Source organism: Streptomyces sp. NPDC012888 (assembly GCF_042900645.1).
Taxonomy (GTDB): Bacteria; Actinomycetota; Actinomycetes; order Streptomycetales; family Streptomycetaceae; genus Streptomyces.
Map to the genome: position 1 here is coordinate 106,909 of NZ_JBIBBM010000008.1, position 14,406 is coordinate 121,314.

Here is a 14,406-nt window from a genome sequence, read left to right on the forward strand (position 1 = left end):
ACCATGGTCCGCGCCGCCATCCTGCCCGCCGTCGGAGCCCCGCTGGAGATACGGGAGATCGTCCTGCCCGACCCCGGGCCCGGTCAGGTCCGGGTCCGGCTCGCCGCCGCCGGGGTCTGCCACTCCGACCTCTCCCTCACCGACGGCACCATGCGGGTCCCCGTACCCGCCGTCCTCGGCCACGAGGGCGCCGGTACCGTGCTCGCCGTCGGCGAGGGGGTCACCCACGTCGCCCCCGGCGACGGAGTCGTGCTCAACTGGGCGCCGTCCTGCGGTCGCTGCCACCACTGCGCCATGGGCGAGGTGTGGCTCTGCGTCCACGCCCTCAGCGGAGTCGGCGCCGTCCACGCCCACGACGCCCAGGGCACCGAGCTGCACCCCGGGCTCAACGTGGCGGCCTTCGCCGAGGAGACCGTGGTCGCCGCCAACTGCGTGCTCCCCGCCCCCGAGGGCATCCCGCTCGCCGAGGCCGCCCTGCTCGGCTGCGCCGTGCTGACCGGCTACGGCGCCGTCCACCACAGCGCCCGGGTCCGCGCCGGCGAGTCGGTGGCCGTGTTCGGCGTCGGCGGGGTCGGCCTGGCCGCGCTGCAGGCCGCCCGGATCGCCGGGGCCGGGCCGGTGGTCGCGGTGGACGTGTCCCCGGCCAAGGAGGAGCTCGCCCGGGCGGCCGGGGCCACCGAGTTCGTCCTCGTCTCCGACACCACCGCCAAGGAGGTCCGCGCGCTGACCGGCGGGCGCGGCGCGGACGTGGCCGTCGAGTGCGCCGGCCGGGCCGCGGCGATCCGCACCGCCTGGGAGTCCACCAGGCGCGGCGGCCGGACCACGGTGGTCGGCATCGGCGGCAAGGAGCAGCAGGTCACCTTCCACGCCCTCGAGATCTTCCACTTCGCCCGCAGCCTCACCGGCTGCGTCTACGGCAACAGCGACCCCGCCCGCGACCTGCCGGTCCTCGCCGAGCACGTCCGGGCCGGCCGCCTCGACCTCGGCGGGCTGGTCACCGACCGGATCGACCTGGACGGCATCCCGGCCGCCTTCGACGCCATGGTCGCCGGGAAGGGCGGCCGGTCGCTGGTGGTCTTCGACTCCTGACCCGGGCCGGCGAGCCCGGGCCGCGCCCTCCGGCCCGGGCCGCGCCCTCCGGCCCGGGCCGCGCCCTCCGGCCCGGGCCGCGCCCTCCCGCCCGGGTCAGGCCTCCTGGCCGGACCGGGCCCGCGCGGCCCCCGCCCGGTCAGCCTGGTCCGTCCGGTCCGTCCGGTCCGCCGGGTCCTCCGGGACGCCGGCCAGCGCCGCGTACTGCAGGGCCAGGCCGTCCAGCAGGGCGGTCAGGCCCACCTCGAAGGCGCCTTCGTCCACCTCCCGCTGACGCTCGGCCAGCAGGTGGGCCTGGCCCAGGTGCGGGTAGTCGGCCGGGTCGTACGCCGACTCGTCGTCCACGAAGCCCCGGGCGAACGAGCCCACCGCCGAGCCGAGGATGAAGTACCGCATCAGCGCGCCGATCCGGGTGGCCTGGGCGGGCGGCCAGCCCGCCGCCGTCATCCCGCCGAACACCGCGTCCGCCAGCCGCAGGCCGGACGGCCGACGTCCCGGCCCGCGCGCCAGCACCGGCACGATGTTGGGGTGGTCGGCCAGCGCGTTCCGGTAGGAGTGCGCCCAGTCCCGCAGCGCGGTGCGCCAGTCCCGCCCGTCCTCCGCGTCGAACATCGACAGGTCGACCCGCGCGCTCACCGCGTCGGCGACCGCCTCCAGGATCTCGTCCTTGGTGCGGAAGTGGTTGTACAGGGAGGGCCCGCTGACGCCCAGCGCGGCCGCCAGCCGCCGCGTCGACACCGCTTCCAGCCCCTCCGAGTCCACCAGCACCCCGGCCGCCTCGACGATGCGGTCTCTGCTGAGAAGGGGCTTGCGCGGTCTGGCCATGCGCCACATAGTAGGGCCTGCCCAACTAAAACTAGCGGCGCTAATTAATCGCCGTCCGAGGGGTGGCCATGGATCTGGAACTCAGCGAGGAACAGGCGGCGGTCCGGCAGCTCGCACGCGAGTTCAGCGACCGCGAGATCACCCCGTACGCCGCGGAATGGGACCGCGCCGAACGTGTGGACCGGGGCATCGTCAAGAAGCTCGGTTCGCTCGGGTTCCTGGGCCTCACCGTGCCCGAGGAGTACGGCGGTTCGGGTGGGGACCACCTCGCGTACTGCCTGGTCACCGAGGAGTTGGGGCGCGGCGACTCGGCCGTCCGCGGGATCGTCTCCGTCTCGCTCGGGCTGGTCGCGAAGACCGTCGCCGCGTGGGGGAGCGAAGCGCAGAAGCGCGCCTGGCTGCCCCGGCTGTGCTCCGGCGACGCCCTCGGCTGCTTCGGGCTCACCGAGCCCGGCACCGGCTCCGACGCGGCCCGGCTCGCCACCCGGGCGGTCCGGCGCGGCGAAACGTACCTCCTCAGCGGGACGAAGACCTTCATCACCAACGGCACCTGGGCCGACGTGGCGCTCGTCTTCGCGCGGAGCAACGAGGACCCCGGGCACCGGGGCATCTCCGCGTTCCTCGTCCCCACGGACGCCGCCGGGCTGGCCCGTCGCGAGATCCACGGCAAGCTCGGGCTGCGCGGGCAGGCCACGGCGGAACTCGTCCTGGACGACGTGGAGGTGCCCGCCTCCGCGATGCTCGGGCCCGAGGGCAAGGGCTTCTCGGTGGCCATGTCCGCCCTCGCCAAGGGCCGCATGTCGGTGGCCGCGGGCTGCGTGGGCATCGCCCAGGCGGCCCTGGACGCGGCCGTCGCCTACGCGGGCGAGCGCGAGCAGTTCGGCCGCACGATCGCCCACCACCAGCTGGTGCAGGAGCTGATCGCCGACATCTCGGTGGACGTGGACGCGGCCCGGCTGCTCACGTGGCGGGTGGCCGACCTCGTCGACCGGGGACGCCCGTTCGCGACGGAGGCCTCCACGGCGAAGCTGTTCGCCTCGGAGGCGGCGGTACGGGCGGCGAGCAACGCGTTGCAGGTGCACGGGGGTTACGGGTACGTGGACGAGTACCCGGCGGGGAAGCTGTTGCGGGACGCGCGGGTGATGACGCTGTACGAGGGCACGAGCCAGATCCAGAAGCTCCTGATCGGACGGGCCCGCACGGGAGTCTCGGCGTTCTGAACGCCGGGCCCGCGGGCGTTCCGGGCGCGGCCCCCGGGCCGACGGCCGCCCGACTCCGGCTCCGCCGGACCCCGCTCAATCGCCGCTCGGGCTTGAAGTGCGGCCCGGCTCCGCCAGGTGCCCCGGGGCTCCGCCCGGGCCCGCTCAAGCGCCGCTCGCGCTGGATGGCCCGGCGTGGTGTGGTCCTGCGGGCCGGTTCCGGGGGCACTTCCAGCCCCTCCGGCGTTTGAGGAGCAGGGTATGGGGCGGAGCCCCGTGTGCTCGGGCGGAGCGTTGGCCGCGCGGCTTCGGCTGCGCCGGGGCCCGCTCAAGCGCCGCTCGGGCTGGACGGTGCGGCCCCGGCTCCGCCAGGTGCTCGACGGCTCCGCCGGACCCCGCTCAAGCGCCGCTCGGGCTGGACGGTGCGGCCCCGGCTCCGCCAGGTGCCCCGGGGCTTCGCCCTGCGCTCGGCTCCGCGGGTGGGCGGCGCGCCGCCGGGTCCGCGGCCGGGCGGGTGAGTAGCGCGGCGGGTGGGGGTGAGTAGGCCGGCGGATGTGGGACCGGGCCCGCCGGGCCGATCGTGGGGGCATGAACGAGACACCGGTCAAGCAGCAGACCACCGGCGCGTACTACGGCCAGGCCGTCGCCTCCTTCGGCCTGGCCCTCCTCGCCGTCACGCTCGGCATCTACCACATGGAGGCCGGCGCCTGGGTGCGCGCCTTCATGGCCGTCGCCGTCCTGTACCTCACCACCTCCGCCTTCACCCTCGCCAAGGTCGTCCGCGACCGCCAGGAGGCCGGCCAGATCGTCAGCCGCGTCGACCAGGCCCGGATGGAGAAGATCCTCGCCGAGTACGACCCGTACAAGACCGCGCCCTAAGCGCTTGCTCACCCTCCGGTAAAGTGTGCACCCCCGTAACGCGGCGAAGAGGGTGAGTGGGCGGATGGACAGCGCGGTGGAGACCGACGGCAGCGGCGAGTACGTGCCGTGGTCCGAGGTCACCCCGGACGCGGCCCGGCGGCTGCTCATCGCCGCCGTGGACGCCTTCGCCGAGCGCGGCTACCACGCCACGACCACCCGCGACATCGCCCAGCGCGCCGGCATGAGTCCGGCCGCGCTCTACATCCACTACAAGACCAAGGAAGAACTGCTCCACCGGATCAGCCGCGTCGGCCACCTCAAGGCCCTGGAGCTGCTCAGCACCGCCGCCGACGGTCCCGGCACCGCCGCCGACCGGCTCGACGCCGCCGTGCGTTCCTTCGTGCGGTGGCACGCCGCGCACCACACCACCGCGCGCGTGGTCCAGTACGAGCTGGACGCGCTCGGCCCGGAGCACCGCACCGAGATCGTCGCCCTGCGGCGCCGGAGCGACGCCGCCGTCCGGCGGATCCTCGCCGACGGGGTCGCGGCGGGCGAGTTCGACGTGCCGGACCTGCCCGGCACCACCCTCGCCGTGCTGTCCCTCTGCATCGACGTGGCCCGCTGGTTCAGCCTCACCGGGAACCGCACCCCGGACGAGGTCGGCACCCTCTACGCCGACCTCGTGCTCCGCATGGTGGGCGCGCCCGCCGCCCGCGATCAGAAGTAGTTCAGAAGTAGTAGCGCGACAGGGTCTGCGCCACGCACACCGGCTTCTCGCCGCCCTCCCGTTCCACCGTCACCGTCGCGGCGACCTGCACCCCCTCGCCCGCCTCCGTCACCTCGGTGATCACGGCGGTGGCGCGCAGTCGCGAGCCCACCGGCACGGGCGCCGGGAAGCGCACCTTGTCCACCCCGTAGTTGACGCCCATCCGCATGCCCTCGACCCGCATCAGCTGCGGCAGCAGGCTGGGCAGCAGCGAGAGGGTCAGGTACCCGTGGGCGATGGTGGACCCGAAGGGGCCGGACGCGGCGCGCTCGGGGTCCACGTGGATCCACTGGTGGTCGCCGGTGGCGTCCGCGAAGAGGTCGATCCGCTTCTGGTCCACCTCCAGCCAGCCGCTGGGTCCGAGCGGCTCACCGGTCCCGGCGCGCAGCTCCTCGGCGGAGGTGAAGATCCTCGGCTCGGCCATACGTCTCCCTCTCGATGCGTCCCACGACGGCGAACAAGCGCTTGCTCAGCATGGTTGGGCTGCATGTATCTGTCAACGGATGCGCGCCGCGCCGACTACGCTCGGCAGGGTGCCGCAGATTCCCGAGAGAGTTCACGAACTGACCGTCGGACAGCTGTCCGCGCGCAGCGGCGCGGCCGTGTCCGCGCTCCACTTCTACGAGACCAAGGGGCTCATCAGCAGCCGCCGCACCTCCGGCAACCAGCGCCGTTACAGCCGTGACGCGCTGCGCCGGGTCGCCTTCGTGCGGGCCGCCCAGCGCGTCGGCATCCCGCTGGTGACCATCCGCGAGGCCCTCGCGGAGCTCCCCGAGGAGCGCACGCCGACCCGTGAGGACTGGGCGAAGCTGTCGGAGGTCTGGCGCGCCGAGCTGGACGAGCGCATCGCGCAGCTGGCCCGGCTGCGCGACCACCTGACGGATTGCATCGGCTGTGGCTGCCTCTCGCTGAAGACGTGCGTCCTGTCCAACCCGGACGACGTCCTCGGCCAGCGCGGGGGCATCGGCTCGCGGCTCTAGGCCGTCCCTGCACGGCGAGGCCGGCGGCGGCCCGGGAAGCCGTAGCCCCTGCGTGACGTCGAGGTGTGGGGCAAGGCTTCGGCGACACGTCTCGCGGCGGAACGCGAGACGTCACCCCGCCCCCACCGCCGCCGCCCCCACCGCCCCCAGCGCCGCCGCCTCCACCGCCCCCAGCGCCGCCGCGGCCGGCGCGCCTGCCGCGGCGGCGCCGCGGGCTGCCGCACGTCTCGACCCCGCCCGGTACCTCCGGCGACCCCGTTCCGGGCGGGCCGTGTCGCCCGCGTGCCGAGCGCAAGCGCCGGCCTGAACGGTCCGGGGACGCTTCGGGCCAGGTCCAAGGGCTTCCGTGGGGTGCGGCCCGTCGGCGAGGCTCTTGATCGTCCGAACGGGGCAGGCGCCCCGCGCGACTCCGGTGGACACCACCCGCTGTGACCCTCTCCCCGCTCATGCATGGCAGCCGCTGCGGCGCACCGAATGTCATGTACGCCTCAAAGGACTCCTCCGTGAAGCTTTCCGCGTCGCTCCGTCGCGCCCTCGCCGGCGCCCTCGCGCTCGGCTCCGCCTCGCTCGGGCTCTCCGTGTTGACCCCGGCCGTCGCCCACGCCAGCGGTCGTCCCGCCTTCCAACTGCCCGTCACCTGCAACCAGACCTGGCAGGTGTCGACGTACGCAGGGCACGAGCCCGCCTACTCCGTCGACCTCAACCACCCCGCCGGGGACGAGGGCCGGCCGGTGCTCGCCAGCGCCGGAGGGGTGGTCAAGCAGGCGGGTGCGAGCGGCAACTGGGCCGGCAACCACGTGCTGATCGACCACGGGGGCGGCTGGACGACCCACTACGCACACCTGTCGACCGTCAAGGTCGGCGTCGGCGACCGGGTCGACGCCGCCGACGCGGTGGGTGCCGTCGGCAACACCGGCAACTCGCAGGGCTCGCACCTCCACTACCAGCAGACCCTCAACGGTGCCGGGCAGCCCGTCACGTTCAACGGCGTGGCGTACGGCTACGGCGGCGACACCGACTTCACCAGCAGGAACTGCGGGCAGAAGCGGGACGGCGTGGGGATGTGGGAGCCGCGCAGTCATGGGTTCCATCTGCGCAACACGGCGACACCCGGGGGGAACGACGCGGGGGAGTTCGTGTTCGGCGCGGACGGCATGACGCCGGTCACGGGTGACTGGGACGGCGTGGGTGCGGACGGTGTCGGCATGTACGAGAAGGCCACGGCGACCTTCCATCTGCGCAACGCGGCGAACGCGGGTGCCACGGACGTCAGGGTCCGCTTCGGCAGCCCGGGTGACGTTCCGGTGACGGGAGACTGGGACGGCAACGGCACGGTGACGATCGGTGTGTGGCGTCCGTCGAACCACACGTTCTACCTGAGCAACTCCAACACGCAGCCGAGGGCCGACATGGAGTTCGTGTACGGGGCGGGCGGGATGCAGCCGATCGCCGGGAACTGGGACGGTGTGCGAGGCGACGGGATAGGCATGTACGACCCTTCGACGCACAAGGTGTACCTGCGGAACACGCCCAGCGCGGGTGGGAACGACCACGAGATGTCGTTCGGCAGCGCGGGCGACATCGCGGTGCCCGGCGATTTCGACGCGGACGGCAAGGACACCGTCGCGCTGTGGCGTCCGTCGAACCACACCTTCTACGTCAACAACTCCAACACCGACAACGTCGCGGATTCGAGCTTCGTCTTCGGCGCCACCGGGATGGTCCCCGTCGCCGGCGACTGGGACGGCATGTAGCCGTCACCGGCTCACGCTGCGGCTCGCCGGCCGGCCCGGCGGACGTGCCGGAGCCGGTCACCCACCCGACCGGCTCCGGGCGAACGCCAGCGCCGCCGCGACCAGTTCGGCGCTGGACCGGGCCGGGCGTCCGTCCGGGAGGTGCAGGACGTCGCCTACGCCGGTCCGTACGCCCGCCCGCAGCTCCGCCGCGAGCCGTACGGCCGGCCAGGCCGCGCCGTCCCGGCCGCAGATCAGCGGCGAGGCCTCCACCGGCCCGCCTTCCCGCGGCCCGTCGTCCACCGGCTCGCCCTGCGCCGGCCCGCCGTCCGCCGGCCCGCCGTCCGGCCGTGCGGCCGCGTCGTACGGGCCTCCGCCCGGGCGGAACCGAAGCCCCGGCCCGCCCCATACCCCCGGCCCGCCCCTGAGCCCCGCCCGGCCCCCGGGCCATGTCCGGTCCCCCGGCCCCGCCCCGACCAGGAGTACCGGTCGGACCGCCGGGTGGGGGACCGGGGCCGGGCCGCCGTACGGCAGCACCGCGTCCACCGCCACACCGCGCTCCAGCAGGGCCGCCGTCAGCTCCGGCACCCCCGGCTCCGACCAGCCGACCGCCGCCCGGTCCGGCAGCACCTCCCAGGACCGCACCCGCGCCAGCCGGGCCGCCGGATCCGGTTCCGCGCCGACCGTGGCGCACACCGCCACCGGCACCCCGGCCGCCGCCCGCAGCGCCGCCACCACCGGCCCGACCACCCGCGGCGACAGGCTCTCCCGTCCGCACGGGGTCCGCGGGTGCACCAGCACCTCGGTGGCCCCGGCGGCCACCGCCCGTACCGCCGCCTCGACCAGCTCCGCCGGGGACATCGGCACCGCCGCCGAATCGGCGCCCGTACGGCTGCCGTTCAGCGAGACCTGGACGACCGGGCTCACGCCGAATCCGCCAGCGCCGGCCTCGGCACGACGATCCCGCACCCGCCGCACACCGGCCCGTCCCACCGCCCCCGGCCGTCCGGCCCGACCCAGCGCAGCTCCTGCTCGCCGCAGACCGGGCAGGCCGTCCCGGGCGCCGACTCCAGCGCCTTCACCAGCCGCCGCAGCACCTCGCCCAGCGGCCCCTCCGGCCGTACACCCGGGTCCGCGCACCGCACCACGGCCTCGCCGCCCCACGCCCACTCCGGGCGCCGCAGACCGTCGTGCTTCTCACGCCGCCGCCGCTCCGCGAAGTGCCGCTCGTACTCCAGCCAGACCGCCCGGGCCTCCTCCAGCTCCTCCAGCGCAGCCACCAGCCGCTGCGGATCCGCCGCCCGGTCCTCGGGCCCGATGCCGTGCCGGTCGCACAGGTGCCACCAGGTCGCCCGGTGCCCGTACGGTGCGAACCTCTCCAGGCAGCGGCGCAGTGAGTGACGCCGCAGCGCCCGGTCGTTGCGCGCGTCCCGCACCTGGACCGCCAGACTCCGGAATCCCGCCATCACCGCTCCACCTCCGTGCCCAACATGCCCGGGAGGGTGTGGGCGCATGCGGGGGCGGACGAGGCGCGGCGGTGGCACGTGGCCGGATGTCAGCGCCCCAGCCGTCCCGCCGACACCACCACCCGGGCCAGCTCCTCGTGGCAGATGTCGCTGTGCGCCCCCGACGGTGCCCCGCCGCGCCGCACCACGGAGGCGGCGTCCACGCTCGCACAACCCGTGCCCGGCAGCCCCTCGCGCAGCGCCGCGTCCAGGGTGAGCCGTACCGCGCCGGGCACGGCCTGGACGCCGTCGTGGCCCATGGCGCCCCACCGCTCGTCGAAGCCGGCGAAACCGGCCGAATCCCCGGCCATCCGCGAGGCCAGCGGGTAGAAGACCCGCAGGGCCGAGTCGTGTTCGGAGTGGCAGCAGACCACCGGGCCGTCCACCCGCCGCTGGAGCCCGGCCAGGGCCCCGCCGCGGCCCCGGTCGTGCGGCAGTCGCTCGGCGAACGCGTAATGGGAGAAGGCTCCTTGGAGCAGGGTGAGGGACTTCACGCAGCCCCGGCCGTCCGGGACCGCGCGGAGCGCGAAGGAGACCAGCCGGGCCCCGAAGCTGTGCCCGATCAGGTGGACGCGCAGTCCGGGGCGGCCGCGCGACAGCTCCGTCAGTACCGGGCCCAGCCCGCGCTCGCCGATCAGCCCGGCCCGCTTCTTCATGCGGTAGTAGCTGGCCTGGCGGAGGAGTTCCTTGCCCCCGTTCCACAGGGCCTGCCGACCGTCGGCCCCGGCTTCGGCCAGGCCGTCGGCGAGCACCCGGCAGGCCTCCTCCGGCGGTACGGAGAACAGCACCGGTACGGCGTCCCCGTCCCCGTCCTCGCCATCGGCCCCGCCACCGCTGTCGCCGTGGCCCGTCGCGGCGGACGGTACGGGCCGCTCGGGAAGCCCGGCCAGGGCCCGGACCAGCACCCCGAACTCGGCGAAGGCCTCCGCCGACTCCGGCCGCCGGGCCAGCAGTTCCTCGATCCGGTCCAGTTCGGCACCGTGGCCCGGCCAGAACCCGTCCAGTGCCTGCCGGGTGTCCGGATCGAGCGCGGACCCGTAGCCCGGTTCGGCGAGCGCCGCGCGGAGTTCGAAGTCCGGGACCGGCTCGTCCGCGAACCGGATCGAGGGCCAGACCACGCCCACGTAGCCGAGCCTCACCGACGGCCCGGCCAGCCGCGGGAAGGGGGCGAAGAACCGGCCGTACAGCCGGGTCGCCGTGGACCGCTGGCTGTTCCAGCCGTGCGAGAACACCAGCAGGTCGGTCGCGTCCAGCCGGACCAGGGCGTCCCGCGAGCGCGGGTCCACGTCGCCCTCGGCGTCGAAGACCAGCTCCGCGTAAGGCTCCACGCCCACCGCGCCCGGGCCCGCGACCGAGCCCACCGCACCCGCACCCGCCGCACCCGCACCCGACATGGGTCCCCCCTCGTCGCCGCCCGCCCGCAAGCCGTCCGCCCGCCCAGCATCCCGCCGTCCCGTGCGTCCGGCCAGACCCGCGGCGGCCCCGGATCAGGGGTACAGCAGGTAGCGTTCCCGGACCGCCGCGAACCGGGCCAGCCCCGCCGCCCAGTCCGCCGCGATCTCCGCCGGCCCCGCCCCGGCGTCGACCATCCTGCGCACCCGGTCCGAGCCGGTCAGCCGGTCGATCCAGTGGTCGGCCCGCCAGGCGAACCCGCTCCAGGTCCGCCGCGCCGTCACCAGCAGCCCGATCCCGGTCAGCACCGGGTCGAAGGCGGCCCGGTCGTGCACCACGACCCGCACCCCGCCGCAGGTCTTCCCGGCGAACTTGGAGAACGACGGGGTGAAGTACGCCTCCCGGAACCACACCCCGGGCAGGCCCAGCGCGTCCGCCGCCTCCGCCCACCGGCGGTCCACGCCCTCGGCGCCCACCAGCTGGAACGGAGTGGTGGTGCCCCGGCCCTCGGACAGGTTGGTCCCCTCGAACAGGCAGGTCCCGGCGTACACCAGGGCCGTGTCCGGGGTCGGCACGTTCGGGCTCGGCGGCACCCAGGGCAGCCCCGTCGCGCCGAAGTGGTACTCCCGCCGCCAGCCGGCCATCCGTACCGTCTCCAGCGGCACCGGGTCCGCGGCCAGGAACTCCCCGTTGAACAGCCGGGCCAGTTCCGCCACCGTCATGCCGTGTGCCAGCGCGACCGGCTCCCGTCCGACGAAGCTGGCGTACGGCCGCTCCAGCACCGGCCCGGCGGCCCGCAGCCCGCCCACCGGGTTCGGCCGGTCCAGGACCACCACCGCCTTGCCGGCCAGGGCGGCCGCGCGCATGCAGTCGTACAGCGTCCAGACGTAGGTGTAGAAGCGGGCGCCGACGTCCTGGATGTCGAAGACGACGGTGTCCACGCCGGCCGCCGTGAACACGTCCGCGAGCGCCCGCCCGCTCTTGCCGTACGTGTCGAAGACCGGCAGACCGGTGGCCGGGTCCCGCGCGGACCCCTCCGAGCCGCCGGCCTGCGCCGTCCCGCGGAAGCCGTGCTCGGGCCCGAACACCGCCACCAGGTCGACCCGCTCGTCGGCGTGCAGTACGTCGACCAGGTGGCGGGCGTCCGCCGCGATCCCGGTGGGGTTGGTGACCACCCCCACCCGCCGCCCGGCGAGCAGCGCGTACCCGCCGGCCGCCAGCTGCTCGAAACCGGTCCGCACCCGTTCCGCCCGCGGCGCGGCGGCCGCACCCGGAACACCGGTCACCGCCGCTCCCACGGCCCCGCCCGCACCCGCGGCCCCCGCCAGTCCCAGCAGCCCCCGTCTCGACAGCGTCATCCGGCAACGCTAGGTCGGCACACCCTTCCACCCCGGCATACCGACCGGTTAGTCTGCCGAGCGTCCGCCCGGCCGGTCAGGCCGGGCCCGCTGTCGAGAGGTGGATTCCGTGGGCGCCTACCAGGACCAGCGAGTCGTCGTCACCGGCGCGGGCGGCGGCATCGGCGCCGCCCTCGCGCACCGCTTCGCCGCCGAAGGCGCCAGGGTCGTGGTGAACGACCTCGACCCGGCCCGCGCCGCGTCCGTCGCCGACCGGATCGGCCCCCGCGCGATCCCGCTGCCCGGCGACGCCTCCGAGGTCGCCGGACCGGCCCGCGAGGCGCTCGGCGGCGTCGTCGACGTGTACTGCGCCAACGCCGGGCTCGCCTCGGGCGGCGACGCCTTCGCCGGCGAGGAGGTCTGGGACGCCGCCTGGCAGACCAACGTCATGGCCCACGTCCGCGCCGTCCGCGCCCTGCTGCCGCAGTGGCTGGAGCGGGGCAGCGGCCGCTTCGTCTCCACCGTCTCCGCCGCCGGGCTGCTCACCATGATCGGAGCCGCCCCGTACAGTGTCACCAAGCACGGCGCGCTCGCCTTCGCGGAATGGCTCTCGCTGACCTACCGCCACCGCGGCGTCCAGGTCCACGCCATCTGCCCGCAGGGGGTGCGCACCGACATGCTGACCGCCGCGGGCTCGGCCGGCGACCTGGTCCTGGCGCCGACCGCGATCGAACCGGAAGCGGTCGCCGACGCCCTGTTCGACGGCATGGAGAAGGGCACCTTCTTGATCCTCCCGCACCCCGAGGTCGCGGCCTACCACGCGGCGCGCGCCACCGACCCGGACCGCTGGCTGACCGGCATGAACCACCTCCAGCGCAAGTGGGAGGGCGCATGACCCCACCCGCAGCCTCAGTCGCACCCCGGACCCCGCCCCCGCCGTCTCCGGCCGTGCCGGACGCGGGGCCCGCCGCCTCCCGCTACGCGGCAAAGCCGTGGCTCGGCCTGCTCGCCGAAGCGCAGCGGGCGCCGATCAGCCCGCCGCCCGGCGTCCCGCAGGCGTTCCGGGCGGCCGCGCGCCGTGCGCCGGACCGGACCGCCCTCGCGTACTTCGACGGCCGGCTGAGCTACGCCGAGACCGACGCGCTCTCCGACTCCCTCGCCGGGCACCTCGCCGACCGTGGCGTGCGGCCCGGTGACCGGGTGGCGGTCATGCTGCAGAACACCCCGCACTTCGTCCTCGCCGTGCTGGCCGCCTGGAAGGCCGGCGCGGTCGTGGTCCCCCTGAACCCCATGTACAAGGCCGGCGAGGTGCGGCACGTCCTCGCCGACTCCGGCGCCGCCGCCCTCGTGTGCGAGCGCAGTGCCTGGTCGGAGTTCCTCGGCGCGGCCGCCGCCGGCACACCGCTGCGGACCGTCCTGACCGCCGACGACCGCGACTTCCAGACCCGCGACGACCCCCGCGTGTTCGGCCCGCGCCCGGCCCCCGCCCCCCACCCGGACGACGCCCCGCGCCCGGCCCCCGCCCCCCGCCCGGACGACGCCCCGCGCACCCACGCGGCCCCGTCGCCCGCCGCCGCCGTCCCCCACGTGGCCGACCTCGGGACCGAGGCCCGACGTCGCCGGCCCGCCCCCGACGTCCCCGCCCCGGCCGCCGGCGACACCGCCCTGATCAGCTACACCTCGGGCACCTCCGGCACCCCCAAGGGCGCCCTCAACCCGCACGGCGCCCTCACCCACAACGCCGCCCGGCAGGTCGCCGGCCACCCGATACCCGAGGGCTCGACCTACTTCGCCCTCGCCCCGCTCTTCCACATCACCGGCATGGTCTGCGAGCTCGCCGCCTGCTTCGTCAACGCCGGCACCCTCGCCCTCGCGCACCGCTTCGACGCCGGCACCGTCCTGGACGCCTTCCTGGAGCACCGGCCCGCCTACACCGTCGGCCCGGCCACCGCCTACCTGGCCCTCGCCGCCCACCCCGCCGTGACCCCGGACCACTTCGCCTCGTTCCGGATCACCTCCTGCGGCGGCGCACCCCTCCCGCCCGCCTTGGTCGACCGGTTCCGCTCCGCCTTCGGCGTCCGCCTCCGCAACGGCTACGGACTCACCGAGTCCACCGCCGCCGTGGCGGCCGTCCCGGCCCACCGCGAGGCGCCCGTCGACCCGGCCACGGGCACCCTCTCCGTCGGCGTCCCCGGCGCCGACACCGTCGTACGCATCCTCGACGAACGCGGCCGCGAGCTCCCGTTCGGCGAGACCGGCGAGATCGCCGTCCGCGGACCCCAGCTGGCCGCCGGGTACTGGCGGCGCCCCGAGGAGACCGCGGCCGCCTTCCCGGACGGCGAACTGCGCACCGGCGACGTCGGCTTCATGGACCCGGACGGCTGGCTCTACGTGGTCGACCGGAAGAAGGACATGATCAGCGCCTCCGGCTTCAAGGTGTGGCCGCGCGAGGTCGAGGACGTCCTCTACACCCACCCGGCGGTCCGCGAGGCCGCCGTCGTGGGCGTCCCCGACCCGTACCGCGGCGAGACCGTGAAGGCCTACGTCAGCCTCCGCCCCGGTGCCCGCGCCGAACCGGCGGAGCTCGCGGAGTACTGCCGGGCGCGCATCGCCGCGTACAAGTACCCGCGCCGGGTGGAGATCCTGGCTGTGCTACCCAAGACGACCAGTGGCAAGATCCTGCGTCGGGAACTGCGCGAACGCGGCTGAAAACCGCCGG

General features: G+C 75.3%; 14 protein-coding genes. 8 read left to right on the plus strand and 6 right to left on the minus strand.

Annotated elements, in window-relative coordinates:
- Positions 1-3: 3 nt before the first annotated feature.
- Positions 4-1,089 carry a Zn-dependent alcohol dehydrogenase gene (locus tag ACFY61_RS16345; RefSeq protein WP_389472276.1) on the plus strand — a complete coding sequence of 362 codons (1,086 nt, stop codon included), beginning with the start codon at positions 4-6 and terminating at the stop codon, positions 1,087-1,089.
- A 96-nt stretch (positions 1,090-1,185) separates the two neighbouring features.
- Here the strand turns inward: ACFY61_RS16345 and ACFY61_RS16350 are convergent, their stop codons facing one another.
- Entirely contained in the window at positions 1,186-1,923 is a 738-nt protein-coding gene (locus ACFY61_RS16350; protein ID WP_389472278.1) for a TetR/AcrR family transcriptional regulator, read from the minus strand.
- A 59-nt stretch (positions 1,924-1,982) separates the two neighbouring features.
- On the opposite strand from ACFY61_RS16350, the gene ACFY61_RS16355 reads away from it, so the two are divergent.
- From ACFY61_RS16355 to ACFY61_RS16365, 3 genes are all read left to right on the plus strand, one after another.
- Positions 1,983-3,134 (plus strand): acyl-CoA dehydrogenase family protein, encoded by a 1,152-nt coding sequence (locus tag ACFY61_RS16355; protein WP_389472280.1) that lies wholly within the window; start codon positions 1,983-1,985, stop codon positions 3,132-3,134.
- A gap of 567 nt (positions 3,135-3,701) precedes the next feature.
- Positions 3,702-3,992, plus strand: a complete 291-nt coding sequence (locus ACFY61_RS16360) for a YiaA/YiaB family inner membrane protein (protein WP_389472283.1) — start codon at positions 3,702-3,704, stop codon at positions 3,990-3,992.
- Between the two features lie 64 nt (positions 3,993-4,056).
- On the plus strand, positions 4,057-4,701 hold the full coding sequence (locus ACFY61_RS16365) for a TetR/AcrR family transcriptional regulator (protein ID WP_389472286.1): 645 nt from the start codon (positions 4,057-4,059) through the stop codon (positions 4,699-4,701).
- Position 4,702: 1 nt separating this feature from the next.
- On the opposite strand, the gene ACFY61_RS16370 is transcribed toward ACFY61_RS16365, so the two are convergent.
- A complete protein-coding gene (locus ACFY61_RS16370) occupies positions 4,703-5,164 on the minus strand; it encodes a MaoC family dehydratase (protein WP_389472289.1) in 462 nt (153 codons plus the stop codon).
- Positions 5,165-5,273: 109 nt separating this feature from the next.
- Between ACFY61_RS16370 and soxR the strand changes: the two genes are divergently transcribed.
- Together soxR and ACFY61_RS16380 are read left to right on the plus strand one after the other, a co-directional pair.
- A complete protein-coding gene (soxR, locus tag ACFY61_RS16375) occupies positions 5,274-5,720 on the plus strand; it encodes a redox-sensitive transcriptional activator SoxR (protein WP_389472291.1) in 447 nt (148 codons plus the stop codon).
- A 503-nt stretch (positions 5,721-6,223) separates the two neighbouring features.
- Entirely contained in the window at positions 6,224-7,474 is a 1,251-nt protein-coding gene (locus ACFY61_RS16380; protein WP_389472293.1) for a M23 family metallopeptidase, read from the plus strand.
- A gap of 57 nt (positions 7,475-7,531) precedes the next feature.
- On the opposite strand, the gene ACFY61_RS16385 is transcribed toward ACFY61_RS16380, so the two are convergent.
- From ACFY61_RS16385 to ACFY61_RS16400, 4 genes are all read right to left on the minus strand, one after another.
- Positions 7,532-8,380, minus strand: a complete 849-nt coding sequence (locus tag ACFY61_RS16385; protein WP_389472296.1) for a 3-keto-5-aminohexanoate cleavage protein — start codon at positions 8,378-8,380, stop codon at positions 7,532-7,534.
- Complete coding sequence (locus ACFY61_RS16390; protein ID WP_389472299.1) at positions 8,377-8,919, minus strand: hypothetical protein; 543 nt, start codon at positions 8,917-8,919, stop codon at positions 8,377-8,379. Before ACFY61_RS16390 ends, ACFY61_RS16385 begins: the two co-directional genes overlap by 4 nt.
- Positions 8,920-9,008: 89 nt before the next feature.
- Entirely contained in the window at positions 9,009-10,352 is a 1,344-nt protein-coding gene (locus tag ACFY61_RS16395; RefSeq protein WP_389472302.1) for a serine-threonine protein kinase, read from the minus strand.
- A gap of 93 nt (positions 10,353-10,445) precedes the next feature.
- On the minus strand, positions 10,446-11,708 hold the full coding sequence (locus tag ACFY61_RS16400; protein WP_389472304.1) for an exo-beta-N-acetylmuramidase NamZ domain-containing protein: 1,263 nt from the start codon (positions 11,706-11,708) through the stop codon (positions 10,446-10,448).
- Positions 11,709-11,817: 109 nt separating this feature from the next.
- Between ACFY61_RS16400 and ACFY61_RS16405 the strand changes: the two genes are divergently transcribed.
- Together ACFY61_RS16405 and ACFY61_RS16410 are read left to right on the plus strand one after the other, a co-directional pair.
- Positions 11,818-12,582 carry an SDR family oxidoreductase gene (locus ACFY61_RS16405; RefSeq protein ID WP_389472306.1) on the plus strand — a complete coding sequence of 255 codons (765 nt, stop codon included), beginning with the start codon at positions 11,818-11,820 and terminating at the stop codon, positions 12,580-12,582.
- Entirely contained in the window at positions 12,579-14,396 is a 1,818-nt protein-coding gene (locus tag ACFY61_RS16410; RefSeq protein ID WP_389472308.1) for a class I adenylate-forming enzyme family protein, read from the plus strand. Before ACFY61_RS16405 ends, ACFY61_RS16410 begins: the two co-directional genes overlap by 4 nt.
- Positions 14,397-14,406 lie beyond the last annotated feature (10 nt).